This window comes from Oharaeibacter diazotrophicus, assembly GCF_004362745.1.
Classification (GTDB): Bacteria; Pseudomonadota; Alphaproteobacteria; order Rhizobiales; family Pleomorphomonadaceae; genus Oharaeibacter; species Oharaeibacter diazotrophicus.
In genome coordinates, this window is the sequence record NZ_SNXY01000007.1 from 360767 (window position 1) to 379091 (window position 18325).

Annotated in this window: 14 protein-coding genes; 11 read left to right on the plus strand and 3 right to left on the minus strand. The window is 70.4% G+C overall.

All coding sequences use genetic code 11. From position 1 onward, the window contains the following. The first annotated feature begins 18 nt into the window (after positions 1-18). Positions 19-1050, plus strand: coding sequence for an aspartate-semialdehyde dehydrogenase (locus EDD54_RS10225; RefSeq protein ID WP_126541071.1), 1032 nt, complete (start codon positions 19-21; stop codon positions 1048-1050). 160 nt (positions 1051-1210) lie between these two features. On the opposite strand, the gene hemA is transcribed toward EDD54_RS10225, so the two are convergent. After that, positions 1211-2482, minus strand: coding sequence for a 5-aminolevulinate synthase (hemA, locus tag EDD54_RS10230; protein ID WP_126541072.1), 1272 nt, complete (start codon positions 2480-2482; stop codon positions 1211-1213). A gap of 380 nt (positions 2483-2862) precedes the next feature. Here hemA and EDD54_RS10235 point away from each other — a divergent pair, with 380 nt between their 5' ends. Beyond that, a complete protein-coding gene (locus EDD54_RS10235; protein WP_126541073.1) occupies positions 2863-3378 on the plus strand; it encodes a response regulator in 516 nt (171 codons plus the stop codon). 225 nt (positions 3379-3603) lie between these two features. Then, a complete protein-coding gene (locus EDD54_RS10240; RefSeq protein WP_126541074.1) occupies positions 3604-3945 on the plus strand; it encodes a hypothetical protein in 342 nt (113 codons plus the stop codon). A gap of 92 nt (positions 3946-4037) precedes the next feature. Here the strand turns inward: EDD54_RS10240 and EDD54_RS10245 are convergent, their stop codons facing one another. Beyond that, positions 4038-7133, minus strand: a complete 3096-nt coding sequence (locus EDD54_RS10245; protein ID WP_126541075.1) for an efflux RND transporter permease subunit — start codon at positions 7131-7133, stop codon at positions 4038-4040. Continuing rightward, positions 7130-8290 carry an efflux RND transporter periplasmic adaptor subunit gene (locus tag EDD54_RS10250; protein ID WP_126541076.1) on the minus strand — a complete coding sequence of 387 codons (1161 nt, stop codon included), beginning with the start codon at positions 8288-8290 and terminating at the stop codon, positions 7130-7132. Before EDD54_RS10250 ends, EDD54_RS10245 begins: the two co-directional genes overlap by 4 nt. Before the next feature lie 142 nt (positions 8291-8432). Here EDD54_RS10250 and EDD54_RS10255 point away from each other — a divergent pair, with 142 nt between their 5' ends. The 8 genes from EDD54_RS10255 (at position 8433) to EDD54_RS10290 (ending at position 18234) form a co-directional block, all read left to right on the plus strand. Continuing rightward, complete coding sequence (locus EDD54_RS10255) at positions 8433-9008, plus strand: TetR/AcrR family transcriptional regulator (protein ID WP_165644421.1); 576 nt, start codon at positions 8433-8435, stop codon at positions 9006-9008. Positions 9009-9210: 202 nt separating this feature from the next. Next, a complete protein-coding gene (locus EDD54_RS10260) occupies positions 9211-10464 on the plus strand; it encodes a sarcosine oxidase subunit beta family protein (protein WP_126541078.1) in 1254 nt (417 codons plus the stop codon). A gap of 48 nt (positions 10465-10512) precedes the next feature. Beyond that, positions 10513-10809, plus strand: coding sequence for a sarcosine oxidase subunit delta (locus EDD54_RS10265; RefSeq protein WP_126541079.1), 297 nt, complete (start codon positions 10513-10515; stop codon positions 10807-10809). Then, entirely contained in the window at positions 10806-13808 is a 3003-nt protein-coding gene (locus EDD54_RS10270) for a sarcosine oxidase subunit alpha family protein (RefSeq protein WP_126541080.1), read from the plus strand. Before EDD54_RS10265 ends, EDD54_RS10270 begins: the two co-directional genes overlap by 4 nt. Next, on the plus strand, positions 13801-14385 hold the full coding sequence (locus EDD54_RS10275; RefSeq protein WP_126541081.1) for a sarcosine oxidase subunit gamma: 585 nt from the start codon (positions 13801-13803) through the stop codon (positions 14383-14385). The genes EDD54_RS10270 and EDD54_RS10275 overlap by 8 nt, the downstream gene beginning before the upstream one ends. A gap of 77 nt (positions 14386-14462) precedes the next feature. Continuing rightward, positions 14463-15545 (plus strand): GlxA family transcriptional regulator, encoded by a 1083-nt coding sequence (locus EDD54_RS10280; protein WP_126541082.1) that lies wholly within the window; start codon positions 14463-14465, stop codon positions 15543-15545. A 44-nt stretch (positions 15546-15589) separates the two neighbouring features. Then, the gene (locus tag EDD54_RS10285; protein ID WP_126541083.1) at positions 15590-16846 is read left to right on the plus strand and encodes an aromatic ring-hydroxylating oxygenase subunit alpha; all 1257 of its coding nucleotides are present in this window, start codon (positions 15590-15592) and stop codon (positions 16844-16846) included. 272 nt (positions 16847-17118) lie between these two features. Further along, positions 17119-18234: an FAD-binding oxidoreductase gene (locus EDD54_RS10290; RefSeq protein ID WP_126541084.1), complete on the plus strand. Its 1116-nt coding sequence runs from the start codon at positions 17119-17121 to the stop codon at positions 18232-18234. Positions 18235-18325 lie beyond the last annotated feature (91 nt).

Here is an 18325-nt window from a genome sequence, read left to right on the forward strand (position 1 = left end):
GGACGAGGAAGAGATCCGATGGGCTACAAGGTCGCCGTAGTCGGCGCCACGGGCAACGTGGGCCGCGAAATGCTCGAAATCCTGGCCGAACGCGGCTTTCCCGCCGACGAGGTGCTCGCGGTCGCCTCGCGGCGCAGCCAGGGCACCGAGGTCTCCTACGGCGACAAGACGCTGAAGGTGAAGGCGCTCGAGACCGTCGACTTCTCGCAGTACGACATCTGCCTGATGTCGGCGGGCGGGGCGATCTCGAAGGAATGGTCGCCGAAGATCGGCGCCGCCGGCTGCGTCGTCATCGACAATTCGTCGGCTTGGCGCATGGACCCGGACGTGCCGCTGATCGTCCCCGAGGTCAACGCCGACGCCGTCGCCGGCTTCGCCAAGAAGAACATCATCGCCAACCCGAACTGCTCGACCGCGCAGCTCGTGGTGGCGCTGAAGCCGCTGCACGAGCGCGCCACCATCAAGCGCGTCGTCGTCGCCACCTACCAGTCCGTCTCCGGCGCCGGCAAGGACGCCATGGACGAGCTGTTCAGCCAGACCCGCGCCATCTTCGTCAACGATCCCGTGGAGCCGCAGAAGTTCCCGAAGCGGATCGCCTTCAACCTGATCCCCCAGATCGACGTGTTCATGGAGGACGGGTTCACGAAGGAAGAGTGGAAGATGACGGCCGAGACCAAGAAGATCCTCGACCCGAAGATCAAGCTGACGGCGACTTGCGTGCGCGTGCCGGTGTTCGTCTCGCACTCGGAAGCCGTCAACATCGAGTTCGAGAACCCGATCTCGGCCGACGAGGCCCGTTCGATCCTGCGCGAGGCGCCCGGCTGCCTCGTGGTCGACAAGCACGAGCCCGGCGGCTACGTCACGCCCTACGAGGCGACCGGCGAGGACGCGACCTACATCAGCCGCATCCGCGAGGACATCACGGTCGAGAACGGCCTGTCGATGTGGATCGTCGCCGACAACCTGCGCAAGGGCGCCGCGCTGAACGCCGTCCAGATCGCGGAGGTCCTGGTCAACCGCGGCCTGATCGGCGACCGCGCCGCCGCCTGACGCGGCGCGACGCGCGACGCTCTACGACTTTCGGTACGGGCGGTCCCTCGGGACCGCCCGTCGTCGTTTCGGCAGAGGGGATCGGCCCGGGACCGGAAAACGAAAGAGGCGGGCCCCCGCAAGGACCCGCCTCTCGTAGGTCGGTCGCTCGTCCGGCGGCTCAGCCGCCGGCGGCGCGGAAGATCTGGGGGCGGACGACCGTGTCGTCGGCCATCGGCTGCGGGGTCGAGAAGGGCAGGCCGAGGGTCTGCCAGACGTCGACCAGTGCTTCGGCGAGATGGTCGATCAGGCCGTCGTGGTGGAACGGCGTCGGCGTGATGCGCAGGCGCTCGGTGCCGCGCGGCACGGTCGGGTAGTTGATCGGCTGGATGTAGATGCCGTGCTTCTCGAGCAGGATGTCGGTGGCCTGCTTGCAAAGGTCGGGGTTGCCGACCAGCAGCGGGACGATGTGCGTCTCGGACGGCATCACCGGCAGGCCGCGCGCCTTCAGCACCGCCTTGGTGCGGGCGGACTGGCGCTGGTGCGCCTCGCGCTCGACCGAACTCTGCTTGAGGTGGCGGATCGAGGCGGTGGCGGCGGCGCAGAGGCCGGGCGGCAGCGCGGTGGTGAAGATGAAGCCCGGCGCGTAGGAGCGCACCGAGTCGACCACGGCGGCCTTGCCGGTGACGTAGCCGCCCATCACGCCGAAGCCCTTGGCGAGGGTGCCCTCGATGACGTCGATGCGGTCCATCACGCCGTCGCGCTCGCAGATGCCGGCGCCGCGCGGGCCGTACATGCCGACGGCGTGGACCTCGTCGATGTAGGTGAAGGCGTTGTACTTGTCGGCGAGGTCGGCGATCGCCTCGATCGGCGCGACGTCGCCGTCCATCGAGTAGACCGACTCGAACACAACCAGCTTGGCGCGCTCGCGGCCGGCGGCCTTGAGCAGGTCCTCGAGGTGGCCGAGGTCGTTGTGGCGCCAGACCTGCTTGGCGACGCCGGAGGAGCGCACGCCGTGGATCATCGAGGCGTGGTTGAGCTGGTCGGAGAGGATCAGGCAGTCCGGCAGCAGCTTGGCGATCGTCGAAATCGCCGCCTCGTTGGAGATGTAGCCGGAGGTGAAGATCAGCGCCGCCTCCTTGCCGTGGAGGTCGGCGAGCTCGGCCTCGAGCTCGACCAGCGGATGGTTGGTGCCTGAGATGTTGCGCGTGCCGCCGGCGCCGGCGCCCATGCGCTGTGCCGCCTCGCACATGGCGCCGATCACGGACGGGTGCTGGCCCATGCCGAGATAGTCGTTGGAGCACCAGACCGTGATCTCGCGCGTGTCGCCCTCGCGGCGCCACAGCGCGACCGGGAAGCGTCCGGCGATGCGCTCGAGATCGGCGAACACCCGGTACCGCTTCTCGGCCTGGAGCGCCCGCACCGCATCGTCGAAGAAGGTGTCATAGTCCATGATCAGATCCGATGCCTCCTCGGTCGCGACCACCTTATAGCCGCGCCGGCCCTCTGTCGAAAGCCGTTTCGCCGCGCCTCGCCCCGTCCGTCCGGGCGGATGCGACGTCGCGACACTGCCGCCGCGTCGCCGGCCCGTCGTTGATCGGGATCAATCGCGGCGCTCTCCGTCGTCGCTCCGATCCCGGTCCGGTGCCGCCCCCGCATGGTCGTCGTCCAAGCGATCGATACCCCCGGACGAGGGGGCGGCGCTGTCCCCTTCGTTACACCGGCGAAGCCGTCGCCGAGCTGACGTCGGCGAACGTGGCGACTTCTCCGGACCGGTTCAACCTGATCTTCATCTTTCCCGCCGAAGGTCGAACCGAACGAGGAGTGCGGCCGGTGCAGCTCGACCTGTCCTCCCTGACCTTCCTGGTCGTGGAAGATAGCGCCTACATGAGGACGATCCTGCGTACGATGCTCCAGGGCTTCGGCGCCCGCCGCATCGTGGAGGCCGAAGACGGCGCCTCGGGCCTCGAGGCGATGGACCGCGCCAACCCGGACATCCTGATCCTCGACTGGGTGATGCCGATCCTCGACGGCGCCGACATGGTGCGCATGATCCGCGTGCCGACCAACCCGTTCGCCTACATCCCGATCATCATGGTGACCGGCCACACGGAGCGCAGCCGGATCATCGAGGCGCGCCGGCTCGGCATCCACGAGCTGCTCTGCAAGCCGATCTCGGCGAAGTCGCTCTACCAGCGCATCCAGAGCGTCATCCTCGCCCCGCGCGACTTCGTGAAGACGCCGACCTATTTCGGTCCGGCCCCGCGCGAGGTGCGCAACCGCCAGAACATCTGGCAGACCAAGCCCGGCGAGGCCGCCTCGGCGAAGGAAACCGCGCAGGTCGCCTGAGGCCGCGCGCGGTTCCGGACCTCGACCGTCCATTGCCGTTTCCGGGAGCCGATCCCGGCGCGGGTATCCCTCTCGTCACGATCGTTTCGGCCGCGTGCCCCTCCGGCGGGACGCGACTGAAACCTTGTGGCGCCATGAAACGTTGAAGAAGGGCGAGCGGCACCGGCGTCTTAGCCGCCGGGCAGACCGTAAGGGCTCCGCGACGACCGCAGGAGGATGGTTCAGATGTTCGACAAGGCCCGCATCTTCGGCTTCGCCGCCATTGCGCTCGCCGCCTTCGGCACGGCCACCGGCATCGCCGCCATCTCCCGTTCGGACGACATCGCCCAGCCGCGCTACGCCGACCTCGTCTACGCCACGCCGAAGGCGGTCGCCTCGGTGGCCGCCGGCGCCGGCTGCGCCGTCGACCTCGTCGACGGTTCGATCGCCGGTCCGGGCTTCGCCCTCACCGTCGCCAACGGCGAGACCGTCGACTTGGACACCCCGGGTTCCGGCGGTTTCTCCATCGCCTGCGGCGGCAACGCCGCGGCGTCGGCTCCCACCCCGGCCGTCGCCGCGCTCGACTGACACGACCTCCGACTCGTTCCCGCTCTCTCTCCCCTGACGTCCAGACTCTCCCCGACTTCGCCCGGCGCTCCCCTCGCGCCGGGCGTTCTTTTTCATTCGGCCGGGTGGGGCAGGGCGGTGCCGTGGCCGTTCGACGCGTGCGCGGCGGTGTCCTCGCCGACCGCGTGGTCGGCGTGGGAGAGCAGGGTGTAGAACATCGGCACCACGAACAGGGTGAAGAGGGTGCCGACCGACATGCCGGTGGCGATCACGAGGCCGATCGAGTAGCGCGCGGCGGCGCCGGCGCCGTCGGCGGTGATCAGCGGGATGACGCCGAGCACCATGGCGGCCGTGGTCATCAGGATCGGCCGGAGGCGCACCTTGGCCGCCTCGACGATCGCCTCGCGCTTGCCGAGGCCGCGGGTCTCGCGCAGGCCGTTGGCGAACTCCACCATCAGGATGCCATGCTTGGTGATCAGCCCGACCAGGGTGATCAGGCCGACCTGGGTGTAAATGTTCAGCGTCCCGAGGCCGATGTTGAGCGGCACGATCGCGCCGAAGATCGACAGCGGTACCGACATCATGATGATGAACGGATCGCGGAAGCTCTCGAACTGGGCGGCGAGCACGAGGTAGATCACCAGCACGGCGAGGCCGAAGGCGATCAGCAGGGTGTTGCCGGCCTCGAGTTCGAGACGCGACTGGCCGGCGTATTCCAGGAAGTAGCCGTCCGGCATCACCTCGCGGGCGATCTGCTGGATCGTCGCCAGCGCGTCGCCGGTGGTGACGCCCGGCTGCGGCAGCGCCGAGATGGTCGCCGAGTTCAGCTGGTTGAACTGCTCGATCGCCGGCGCCGACGCCTGGGTGGTGACGGACACCACCGAGGACAGCGGCACCATCTCGCCGGACTGGCTGCGCACGAAGAAGGCGCCGAGGCTCTCCGGGTTCATGCGGTCCGAGCGCCGGACCTGCGGAATGATGTCGTAGGCGCGGGCGTCGCGGTCGAATTTCGACACCGAACTCTCGCCGACCAGGATGTTCAGCGTGTTGCCGATGTCGGCGATCGAGACGCCGAGGGCGGCGGCGCGGTCGCGGTCGATCAGGACGCGCACCTGCGGCGTCTCGAAGGAGAGCGAATCCTGCACCACGATGAACCGGCCGGCCCCCATGGCGCGCTTCTTGATCTCCTCGGCGACCTCGTAGACCCGGGCCGCGTCGGCGGTCGACTGCACCACCACCTGGACCGGCAGGCCGCCGCCCGAGCCCGGCAGCGAGGGGATCGAGAACACGAAGCCCTGCAGGCCGGTGGACTTGCCGACGATCGCCTGCAGGTCCGGCTGGATCTGCTGCTGCGAGCGCTCGCGCTCGGCCCAGGGCTTCATCACGAAGCCGACGAAGCCGGACGTGGCGCTGTCGCCGCCGACCACCTGGAAGCGGGCGGCGAGCTCGGGGATCGACTTGGTCTGTTCGTCGATCTGATCGGCATAGTACGCGGTGTATTCGCTGGTGGCGTAGGCCGGGGCGTTGACGACGGAGAACAGCGCGCCCTGGTCCTCCTCGGGGGCGAGTTCGGTGGTGGTGTTGACGAACAGGAAGCCGGTGGTGGCGAGCAGCACCGCGACCACCAGCAAGGTCACCGGCCGGAACGACAGCGAACCGTCGAGCCGGCGGCCGTACCAGCCGGCGAGGCCGTCGAAGGTGCGGTCGACGAAGCCGGCGAACCCGCCCTGGTGGCCGGACTTCAGCAGCCGCGCCGACATCATCGGCGACAGCGTCACCGCCACGAAGCCGGACAGGATCACCGCGCCGGCGAGCGTGAAGGCGAACTCCCGGAACAGCGAACCGGTGAGGCCCTGGGTGAAGCCGATCGGGGCGTAGACCGCGGCGAGCGTGATGGTCATCGCCACGACCGGGCCGAAGATCTCGCGCATTCCGACGATCGCGGCGTCGAGCGGTTTCAGGCCCTCCTCGATGTGGCGGTGGATGTTCTCCACCACGACGATGGCGTCGTCGACCACGAGGCCGATGGCGAGCACCATGGCGAGCAGCGTCAGCGTGTTCAGCGAATAGTCGAGGCCGTAGAGGAAGAAGCAGACGCCGACCAGCGACAGCGGAATGGTGACGATCGGGATCACCACCGAGCGGAACGAGCCGAGGAACAGCAGGATCACCAGGATGACGATCGCGACCGCCTCGCCGATGGTCTTGAACACCTCCTCGATCGAAGCCGAGATCGCGACCGTGCTGTCGTAGACGAGCTCGATCCTCGTGCCCTCGGGCAGCGTCTCCTGCACCGCCGGCAGCGCGGTGCGCACGGCGGAGGCGACGTCGAGCGGGTTGGCCGCCGGCGTCGGGTACACGCCGAGGAACACGCCCTGCAGGCCGTTGAAGCGGACGTGGGTCTCCTCGTTCTCGGCGCCGAGTTCGACGTCGGCGACGTCGCGCAGGCGCACGACCTCGTCGCCGTCCGAGCGGATCGGCAACGCACCGAAGGCCTCGGGGGTCTGCAGCGTGGTCTCGGTTTCGATCGCGTAGGCGACGTACTGGTTCTTGGTGCTGCCCGGCGCCGACAGGAAGTTGGCGTTGCGGATCGCGGTCAGCACGTCGGTCGCCGTCGCCCCGCGCGAGGCGAGGCGGACCGGGTCGATCCAGACGCGCATGGCGAATTCCTGGCCGCCGAGGATCTGGGCGTCGGCGACGCCCTCCACCGTGGCGAGGCGCGGCTGGATCACGCGGGTGATGAACTCGGTGATCTCGCGCGCGTTCATCACCTCGCTCTGGACCGCGAGATACATCAGCGCGAACTGCTGGCCGGTGCCCTTGACGATGACCGGGTCGTCGGCCTCGCTCGGCAGCTGGCCGCGGACCTGCTGGACCTTGGAGATCACCTCGGTCAGCGCCGCGTTCGGGTCGGTGTTGAGGCGCATGTGCACCTGCACCTGGCTCGCCGACTGGCGCGACGACGACGTCACGTAGTCGACGCCCTCGGCCGAGGACACCGCCTTGGCGACCGGCGTGGTGATGAAGCCCTGGATCAGGTCGGGCGAGGCACCGGCGTAGGTCGTGGTGACGGTGATCACCGTCTCCTCGACCTTGGGATACTGCCGGATCGCCATGTTGAGGATGCCCTGCGCGCCGACGAGCAGGATCATCAGGGCGACGACGGTGGAAAGCACCGGCCGCCGGATGAAGATCTCGGAGAAGTTCACGAGGCGCCCTCCGCGGCGGCGGTCGGCGTGCCCGCGGGCGCCGGACCGGTGGAGTTGTCGACGACCACCGGCGCGCCGCCGGAGAGCCGGTTCTGGCCTGCCGTGACGACCTCGTCGCCGGCCTTCAGACCCGAGACGATCTCGATCGCGTCGGCGTTGCGCCGGCCGGTCTGGACGAAGACCTGACGGACGAGCAGCGCCGGGGCGGCGGCCGCGCCGTCCTTCGGCGGCGTCGCGGCCGCCTTGTCGTCGGGCCTCACGACGTAGACGTAGGAGCCATAGAGCGAGGTGATCACCGCGGTCTGCGGCAGCGCGATCACGTTCGTCTCGGCCGGCTGCTCGACGCGGACGTTGACGAACTGGCCGGGCGTCAGCCCGCCGTCGGCGTTGGCGACCTCGGCCTGCAGCGTGACGAGGCGCGAGGCCGGGTCGATCTTCGGGTCGATGCCGGTGATGCGGCCGCGGTAGTTCATCGCGTCGCGGGTGGCGCCGAAGCTGGCCTCCTGGCCGATCCGCACCGCGTCGAGCTGCTGCTCGGGGACGGTGAAGTCGACCTTGATGGTGTCGAGGTCCTGCAGGGTCGCGATCACCGTGCCGGCGGTGAGATACTGGCCGACGTCGACCTTGGCGATGCCGATGGTGCCGGCGAAGGGCGCCCGGATCTCCTTCTGGCCGATCACCACGTTGAGCCGCTCGAGGGTGGAGCGCGAGGTGTCGAGTTGGGCCTGGGCGTCCTGGAGATTGGCCTGGGTGCTGACGCCGCGGCCCTGCAGGGCCTGCGAGCGCTCCAGCGCCTGACGGTCGCGCCGGACCGCGGCCTCGGCGGCGATGCGCTCGGCCTGCTCGAGGTCGGTGTCGAGCCGGACCAGCGGCGCGCCGGCGGCGACCTTCTGGCTCGGCGTGAACAGGATCTCCTCGACGACGCCGGCGACCTGGGTCGGCACGTCGACGCCCTGGCGGGCGTAGGCGGTGCCGACCGCCTCGATGCCCGGCGTCCAGGTGGTCGGCTCGACCTTCACGGTCGACACCGGCGAGGTCGGACGCGGCATGTTGGCGAAGAAGTCCGCGATCGCCTTCTGCCGGAACAGGTTGAACCCGACCAGACCACCGGCCACGAGCGTGAGCAGGATGACGGCGATGATGAAGCGTTTGATCATGGAGCGGACCCGGGTCGTCGCCCCTGCGGGACCGGCGTGGCGGTCCACCGCGGGGCGGGCTTGCGGCAGGAAGCGGGAAACTGTACCGTCCGGACGGTCAAGTCAATTCAAGTCTGGCAAAAAAACGGCATCGGGGAGAGTCTTGGCGCCCGTCACGCACAAGCCCGCCGCGGCGGGCAAGCCGGCCCGTGGGCGTCCGAACTCGCGGGACCGCATCCTGACCGCCGCCGCCGACCTCGTCGCCGAGGCCGGTGCCGTGCACGTGTCGCTCGACGCGGTCGCCGAGCGCGCCGGCGTCTCCAAGGGCGGCCTGCTCTACAATTTCCCCAACAAGCAGACCCTGCTCAAGGCGCTGGTCGCCGAGCACCTGATCGACCTCGACCTGCGCCGCGCCGACGCCGAGGAGACCGTCGCCGGCGGGCGCAACGCCGCGGCCCGCGCCCATCTCGCCGTCAAGGGCGGTTGCGACGTCGGTCCACCGCCCTGCGGCCTGCTGGCGGCCTTCGCCGAGAACCCCGACCTGCTCGCCCCCGTCCGAGCCAACGTCGCCGCCTTCGCCGGCCGCCTGCGCGAGGCCGACGATCCGGAGCTCTCGTTGATCGCCTTCCTCGCGGTCGAGGGATTGAATTCGCTCGACCTCTTCGAGATCAACCCGCTGACCGCCGACGAGCGCGCCGCGGTTCTGGCCCGCCTCGGGCGCATCCTCGGGGCGGCGTGACGGCGGCCGGCGGAGCGTCCCGGCCCCTCGGCGCGGGCGAGCCTGCGTCGCACCGGCGGGTAAGGCGAATGCGACGCCGCCCGATCGATCCGACACCCGATGTCGCAAACGTTCAACCCGACTGCCGATTGTCGCCCTTCGCCGCGGTCCGGTTCCGGCGGATAGTGACGTCATCAACGGTCCTGGCGCCGGCGGCTGTCCCATGCAGAAGTATTCCCTTCTCTCCCTCGTCCGGCACGGCCTCTCCGGCCACAAGGGCTGGCAGCCGCTGTGGCGGCAGCCGGCACTGAAACCGGCCTACGACGTCGTGATCGTCGGCGCCGGCGGGCACGGCCTCGCCACCGCCTACTATCTCGCCAAGGAGCACGGCGTCCGTAACATCGCGGTGATCGAGCGCGGCTGGCTCGGCGGCGGCAACACCGGCCGCAACACCACGATCATCCGCTCGAACTACCTGTTCGACGAGAGCGCGGCGCTCTACGAGCACGCGGTCAAGCTCTGGGAGGGCCTGTCCCAGGAGCTGAACTACAACGTCATGTACTCCGCCCGCGGCGTCATGATGCTGGCGCACACCGTCCACGACATCCAGTCGTTCAAGCGCCACGTCCACGCCAACCGTCTGAACGGAATCGACAACGAGTGGCTGACGCCCGAAGAGGCGAAGGAATTCTGTCCGCCGCTCAACATCTCCAAGGACATCCGCTACCCGATCCTCGGTGCCGCCCTGCAGCGCCGCGGCGGCACCGCCCGCCACGACGCGGTCGCCTGGGGCTACGCCCGCGGCGCCGACGCCCTCGGCGTCGACATCATCCAGAACTGCGAGGTCACCGGCATCCGCCGCGGCCCCGACGGCGCCGTCACCGGCGTCGAGACCTCCAAGGGCTTCGTCGCGACCAAGAAGGTCGGCGTGGTCGCGGCCGGCCACACCTCGGTGGTGATGGCGATGGCGGGCCTCCGGATGCCGCTCGAGAGCTATCCGCTGCAGGCGCTGGTGTCGGAACCGGTCAAGCCGGCCTTCCCCTGCGTGGTGATGTCCAACACGATCCACGCCTACATCTCGCAGTCCGACAAGGGCGAGCTCGTCATCGGCGCCGGCACCGACGCCTACACCAGCTACACCCAGCGCGGCGCGCTCCACATCGCCGAGCACACGCTCGACGCCATCTGCGAGCTGGCGCCGATGTTCCGACGCATGCGGATGCTGCGCAACTGGGGCGGCATCGTCGACGTCACGCCGGACCGCTCGCCGATCCTGTCGAAGACGGCGGTGCCCGGCCTCTACGTCAACTGCGGCTGGGGCACCGGCGGCTTCAAGGCGACGCCGGGCTCCGGCCACGTCTTCGCCCACACCATCGCGCGCGACGAGCCGCACCCGATCGCCGCCCCCTTCACCATCGACCGCTTCCGTGACGGCGTCCTCATCGACGAGGCCGCGGCGGCGGCGGTGGCGCACTGAGATGCGCGACGCCCCGATCCGTTCCGCAACCTTCGCCCGGTGCCCGTCATGCTGATCATCACCTGCCCGATCTGCGGGCCGCGGCCAGAAGTCGAGTTCCGCTACGGCGGCGAGGCGCACGTCGCCCGCCCGGCCGCGACCGAGGCCCTCGACGACCAGACCGTCGCCGAGCGGCTCTACTTCCGCGCCAATCCGAAGGGGCGCCACGCCGAGCGCTGGCGGCACGTCCACGGCTGCGGCAAGTTCTTCAACGCGGTCCGCGACACCACCACCGACTTCTTCGAGACGACCTATCCCGCCGGCGCGCCGCTTCCCGCGCCGACCGACAAGGAGACCGGCCGGTGACTGCCCCGTTCCGCCTCGCCTCCGGCGGTCGCATCGACCGCGCCCGCCCGCTCGCCTTCACCTTCGACGGCAAGCGCTACGAGGGCTTTGCCGGCGACACGCTCGCCTCGGCGCTGATCGCCAACGGCGTCCACCTGCTCGGCCGCTCGTTCAAGTACCATCGTCCGCGCGGCATCCTGACCGCGGGCGTCGACGAGCCCAACGCCCTGGTCGGCGTCGGCGCCGACGAGGCGCACTACACGCCGAACCTGCGCGCGCCCGCCGTCGAGCTCCACGACGGCCTCGTCGCCGAGAGCCAGAACCGCTGGCCCTCGCTCGCCTTCGACGTCGGCGCGATCAACGATCGCCTCGGCCGCTTCCTGCCGGCCGGCTTCTACTACAAGACCTTCATGTGGCCGCGGACCTTCTGGACCAAGGTCTACGAGCCGAAGATCCGCGCCGCCGCCGGCCTCGGCCGCGCCCCGACCGCCGCCGACGCGGCGCGCTACACCCAGGTCAACGACCACGTCGACGTGCTGGTGGTCGGCGCCGGCCCGGCCGGCCTCGCCGCCGCGCTCGCCGCCTCCGGCTCCGGGCTGTCGGTGATGCTGGTCGACGAGCAGCCGGAATGCGGCGGCTCGCTGCTGCACGACCTCGGCGCGACGATCGACGGCCGGCCGGCCGCCACCTGGGTCGCCGAGACCGTCGCGACGCTGAAGGCGGCTGGGGTCGAGGTGCTGACCCGCGCCACCGCCTTCGCCTATTCGCCCCACAACATGATCGGCGTGGTCGAGCGCCTGACCGACCACCTGAAGGACCCCGATCCGCGCCTGCCGCGCGAGCGGATGCGCCACGTGCGGGCCCGCGAAGTCGTGCTCGCCACCGGCTCGATCGAACGGCCGCTGGTGTTCCCGGACAACGACCGTCCGGGCGTCATGCTCGCCGACGCCGCCCGCGCCTACGCCAATCGCTGGGCCGCCAAGCCCGGCCGCCGGGCGGTGATCGCGACCGCCCACGACGGCGCCTATCGCGCTGCGCTCGATCTTTCCGCCGCCGGCGTCGAGATCGCCATGATCGCCGATCTCCGACCGAATCCGGCAGGCCCGCTGGTCGACGCCGCCCGCGCCGCGGGCCTGCGCGTCGAGGCCGGCGCGGTGGTGACCGGCACCCGTGGCCGGCTCCGCCTCGGCGAGGTCCACGTCGCCCGGCTCGGGGCCGGCGGCGCGGTTTCGGCGCCCGAGCCGGTCGCGGCCGATCTGCTCGCCATGTCCGGCGGCTGGACGCCGACGGTGCACCTGTTCTCGCAGTCGCGTGGCAAGCTCCGCTTCGACGACGCGCTCCAGGCCTACGTGCCCGGCACCTCGGTGGAGCGCGAGCGCTCGGCCGGCGCCTGCCGCGGCGTCTACGGTCTCGCCGCCGTGCTCGACGACGGCTATTGCGCCGGCGCGTCGGCGGTCTCCGCGATCCGCGGCGGCGCGGTGCTCGGCAAGGGCTTCACGGTCTCGGCCGACGCGCCCGGCACCGGCGGCACCCTCGGTGCGCTGCCGCACGGACGGAACCCGTCGTCGGTCAAGGCCTTCGTCGACTACCAGAACGACGTCACCGCCAAGGACGTCGCGCTCGCCACCCGCGAGGGGCTGCGCTCGATCGAGCACGTCAAGCGCTACACCACCACGGGCATGGCGACCGACCAGGGCAAGACCTCCAACATGAACGCCCTCGGCATCGTCTCCGAGGCGCTCGGGCTGCCGATCCCGACGGTCGGCCTCACCACCTTCCGGCCGCCCTATACGCCCGTGACCTTCGGCGCCTTCGCCGGCGGCTCGCGCGGCGAGCTGTTCGACCCGGTGCGCCGCACGCCGAGCCACGACTGGGCCGCCGCCGCCGGCGCCGCCTTCGAGCCGGTCGGGCAGTGGATGCGCGCCTGGTACTTCCCGAAAGCCGGGGAGGACATGCACGCCGCCGTCGACCGCGAGGTCAAGGCGATCCGCACCTCGGTCGGCCTGTTCGACGCCTCCACCCTCGGCAAGATCGAGGTCGTCGGCCCCGACGCCGCCGCCTTCATGGAACTGATGTACACCAACGCCTGGGCCAAGCTCGGCGTCGGCCGCTGCCGCTACGGTGTGATGCTGCGCGAGGACGGCTTCGTGATGGACGACGGCGTCGTCGGCCGCCTCGCCGCCGACCGCTTCCACGTCACGACGACGACGGGCGGCGCGCCGCGGGTGCTGCAGCACATGGAGGACTATCTCCAGACCGAGTTCCCGCATCTCGACGTCTGGCTCACCTCGACCACCGAGCAGTGGGCGGTGATCGCGGTGCAGGGCCCGAAGGCGCGCGAGGTGATCGCGCCCTTCGTCGAGGGCGTCGACCTCGGCAACGAGGCCTTCCCGCACATGAGCGTGCGCGAATGCCGCTTCGCCGGCGTGCCCTGCCGCCTGTTCCGCGTCTCCTTCACCGGCGAGCTCGGCTACGAGATCAACGTGCCCGCCGACTACGGCCGCGCGGTCTGGGAGGCGGTCTACGAGGCCGGCAAGGCCCACGGCATCACCCCCTACGGCACCGAGGCGATGCACGTCGCCCGCGCCGAGAAGGGCTACATCATCGTCGGCCAGGAGACCGACGGCACCCAGACACCCGACGACGTCGGCCTCGCCTGGGCGGTCGGCAAGAACAAGCCGGACTTCGTCGGCAAGCGCGCGCTCGCCCGCCCGGCGATGGTGGCGGCGGGCCGCAAGCAGATGGTCGGCCTCCTGACGAAGGACCCGGCCGTGGTGCTCGAGGAGGGCGCGCAGATCGTCGCCACGCGGGATTACGAGATCCCGGCGAAGATGATCGGCCACGTCACCTCGTCCTACCGCAGCGCCACGCTCGGCCGGTCGATCGCGATCGCCGTGGTCAAGGCCGGCCGCTCGAAAATCGGCGAGAGCGTGTTCGTGCCGATGCCGGACGGCGTGATCGAGGCGACGGTGGTCGACCCGGTGTTCTACGACAAGGAAGGGAAGCGCCTCGATGGCTGACCTCGGCTCCGCCCGCCGCGCCGTCTTCGACGGCCGCGCCTTCGCCTCGCCGGCCGACCACGCGCTCGCGATCGCGCCGGTGGCGCCCGCGACCCGGCTCGTCGTCCGCGGACGCCCGGCCGTCGCCGCCGCGGCCGCGGCCGCAATAGGTTTCCCGCTGCCGACCGACGTCTGCGCCGTCGCCGAGGCCGGCGGGATCGCCGCGCTCTGGCTGTCTCCGGACGAGTGGCTGGTGATCGCCCCGGCCGGCCGCGACGACCTCGCGCTGGCGCTGGAGACGGCGCTGGCCGGCGTGCCGCACGCGGTCGTCGACGTCTCCCACCGCAACACCGGCCTCGCGCTCGCGGGGCCCCGCGCCGCCTTCGTGCTGAACCACGGCTGCCCGCGCGACCTCTCGCCGGCGGCCTTCCCGGTCGGCACCGCCTCGCGCACGCTGTTCGGCAAGGCCGAGATCGTGCTGTGGCGAACCGGGCCGGACGCCTTCCGGATCGAGGTCTGGCGCTCCTACGCGCCCTACGTCGCCGGCCTGCTCGAAGAGGCCCGGCGCGAATTCGAGGTCGCCGGCCGACCGGCTTGAGTAGTACGGCCGCTCGGACGATCATGGTGGATCGGGCGGCTCGACGGGGGTGGACGATCCAAGGGGAGAGCGACGGCATGGCCTCGGCGAAGAGCCCGAAACGGACCGTGGAGTCCGCGACGCCGGCGCGGCCGCGCCTGTCCGTCGGCTTCATCCTCGCCGAGAATTTCACGCTGTCGGCCTTCTCGCTGTTCGTCGACCAGCTCCGCCTCGCCGCCGACGAGGGCGACCTGTCGCGTCCGATCAACTGCCAGTGGACCATCATGGGGTCGCGCTCCGAGCCGGTCCGCGCCTCCTGCGGCGTGACGGTGTCGCGCACCTCCGGCTTCGTCGACCCGCGCCGGTTCGACTACATCGCGGTGGTCGGCGGCATCCTGCACGCCGGCAAGCAGGTCGACGAGGCGACGATGGACTATCTGCGGCAGGCGGCGCGGGCCGGCGTGCCGCTCGTGGGCCTGTGCACCGGGTCGTTCATCCTCGCCCGCGCCGGGCTGATGACCGGCCGGCGGGTCTGCGTGAACTGGTACCACTACCAGGACTTCCTCGACGAGTTCCCGCACCACGTGCCGGTGGCCGACCGGCTGTTCGTGGTCGACGGCGACCGCATCACCTGCCCGGGCGGCGGCTCGGTGGGGGACCTCGCGTCCTGGATCGTCGAGCGCTCGCTCGGCCGGGCGGTGGCGCAGAAGAGTCGGCAGATCCTGGTGCTCGACCAAGCCCGCCCCGGCAACGCCTCGCAGCCGCATCCTCCGCTGGTCGACACCATCGCCGACGAGCGGGTCCGTCGCGCCCTGCTGCTGATGGAGCAGCACCTCGCCGACCCGCTGCTGATCGCCGACATCGCGGTCCGCCTGCAGCTCTCGACCCGTCAGCTCGAGCGGCTGTTCCAGAACGTGCTCGGCATGCGGCCGGCGGCGTTCTACCGGGCGCTGCGCCTCAAATACGCCCGCTGGCTGCTCGACAACACGGACCGGTCGGTCACCGACATCGCCCTCGAGGCGGGCTTTGCCGACTGCGCCCACTTCTCGCGCCACTTCAAGGCGCTGCACGGCTTCTCGCCCTCGGACCGGCGCGCCCGCGAGGCCCGCGCCGAGACGGACGGACCGGCGGTGCCGCCGGTGAGCGCGATCGAACTCGCCGGCCCCCGGCTGTTCGGCTGAAACGATTGATCGAACCGAAGTCCCTTTCGGGAGGGAGACCTGAGATGCTCGACACCACCTCCGTCAGCCCGCGCGCCCTGTTGGCCCGACGCAAGCCCGGCTTCAGCCTGGAGCAGGCGTTCTACACCAGCCAGGAGATCTTCGACCTCGACCTCGAGGCGATCTTCTTCCGCACCTGGATCTACGTCGGCGTCGAGCCGGACGTGCCCGACGAGGGCGACGTCATGGTGGTCGACATCGGTCGCGCCTCGGTGCTGATCCTGCGCGACGACGACGGCGAGATCCGCGCCTTCCACAACGTCTGCCGCCACCGCGGCGCCCGCATCGTCCACGACGAGAAGAGCTCGGTCGGCAAGCTGGTCTGCAAGTACCACGCCTGGACCTACGACCTCGACGGCAAGCTCCTGCGCGCCGAGCACATGGGCGCGGACTTCGACACCTCCTGCCACGGCCTGAAGCCGGTGCACCTGAAGTCGGTCGAGGGCCTGCTGTTCATCTGCCTCGCCGACGAGGCGCCCGCCGACATCGACGACCTCGCCGAGAAGATGGGGCCGTATCTGAAGCCCCACGCGATCCGCGACACCAAGGTGGCGCACCAGGTCGACCTGATCGAGCTCGGCAACTGGAAGATCACGATGGAGAACAACCGCGAGTGCTACCACTGCGCGGGCAACCATCCCGAACTCACCATCCCGCTGTTCGAATACGGCTTCGGCTTCTCGCCGGAATCGATGGACGAGACCAAGGCCAAGGAGGCGCACCGCTACGAGTGCATGGTCGACGACCTGCACGGCGAGTGGGAGGGCTCCGGCTTCCCGTCCAAGGAGATCGACCACCTCGACGACCGCGTCACCGGCTTCCGCACCCAGCGCCTGCCGATCGACCGCGCCGGCGAGAGCCAGACGCTCGACACCAAGGTCGCCTCCACCAAGCTGCTCGGCGAACTGACCGAGGCGAAGATGGGCGGCCTGTCGTTCTGGACCCAGCCGAACAGCTGGCACCACTTCATGAGCGACCACATCGTCACCTTCTCGGTGATCCCGCTTTCGCCCGACCGCACGCTGCTGCGCACCAAGTGGCTGGTCCACAAGGACGCGGTCGAGGGCGTCGACTACGACCTGAAGCGCCTCACCGAGGTCTGGATCGCCACCAACGACCAGGACGGCACGCTGGTCGGCTATCAGCACTCGGGCGTGAAGAGCCCGGCCTACGAGCCCGGTCCCTACTCGCCCTATACCGAGGGCCTCGTCGAGAAGTTCGTCAACTGGTACTGCCTGCGCCTCGCCGACCACCTCGGCTGACCGTCGGCGGGGAGGGGGCGGGCGTCGAGCCGGTCGCTCGTCCGACGCCGGCGTCGGCGACTCCCCCCTCTCCCTGTCCCTCCCCCTCCAGGGGGGAGGGAACGCGATGTCGGCGTCACGGCAGCTTTCGTCCGGCTCACCCCGTCCACCCGATCCCGAACGCGTCAACTGCGCTCCCCCCCCCTGGAGGGGGACGGTCGGGGAGAGGGGGCATCCCATTTTCCACCGGCCGCGACGGCGGCGGCTTCGACGACGAGACGATGTCAACGACCATGACCGACGCCACCGCCCATCTCGCCCGTCACCTCGCCGACCTCCAGACCTGGGATTCGGAAGCCGACGACACGCTGGTCTGCACCGCCGTCGTGGACGAGACCCACGACGTCAGGACCTTCGTGTTCGAGCCGCCGGAGCCGCGGCGCTTCGCCTATCGGCCGGGGCAATTCCTGACCTTCGAGTTCGCGCTGCCGTCCGGGCCGGTGAACCGCTGCTACACCATCTCGTCGTCGCCGCTCAGGCCGCACACGGTCGCGATCACCGTCAAGCGCGTCCCGAACGGCCCGGTCTCGAACTGGCTGCACGACCACTGCGCGCCGGGCACGGCGGTCAAGGCGATCGGCCCGATGGGCGAGTTCTCCTGCCTCGACGATCCCGCGCCGAAGTATCTCTTCCTCTCCGGGGGCTCCGGCATCACGCCGCTGATGGCGATGAGCCGTGCCTTCGCCGACCTCGGCCGTCCCGTCGACGTGGTGTTCGTCCATGCCGCGCGCACGCCCGGCGACATCGTGTTCCGCGCCGAACTCGACCTGATCGCCCGCCGCCTGCCGGGCTTCCGCGTCGCGCACCTGCCGGAACGGGCGGGCGGCGAGGCGGGCTGGGCCGGTCCGCTCGGCCGTCTGTCGGCCGAGTTCCTGGCGCTGGTCGCCCCCGACTTCAAGGAGCGCTCGGTCTGGTGCTGCGGCCCCGAGCCGTTCATGAACGCGGCGCGTTCGCTGCTCGGCGCCCTCGGCCACGACCCGCGCCTCTACCACCAGGAGAGCTTCGACTTCGCCAAGCTGGCGAGCGCGGAGCCCGAGGTTGCCGCCGAGGTGCTGGACGCCGAGGCCGCCGAGGCGGCGGCGGTGCCGACCTACGACGTCACCTTCACCAAGCTGGGGCAGACCGTGAAGGTGCGCGCCGACCAGTTCATCCTGGCGGCCGCCCGCGACCAGGGCGTCCGCCTCGCCGCTTCCTGCACCGAGGGCCTCTGCGGCACCTGCAAGGCCAAGATCGTCTCCGGCACCGTCGACATGTCCCACAAGGGCGGCATCCGCAAGAAGGAGGTCGACCAGGGCCTGTTCCTGCCGTGCTGCTCGAAGCCGAAGAGCGATCTGGTGGTGGATAGGTGATGGGAGGCAGTCGGGCTTAGGCAGTAGGCAGTAGGGGGCGGTGAAAGCCGCGTGCCCGAACGCTCGCCTTGGGGCCGCGGAGACGCGACCT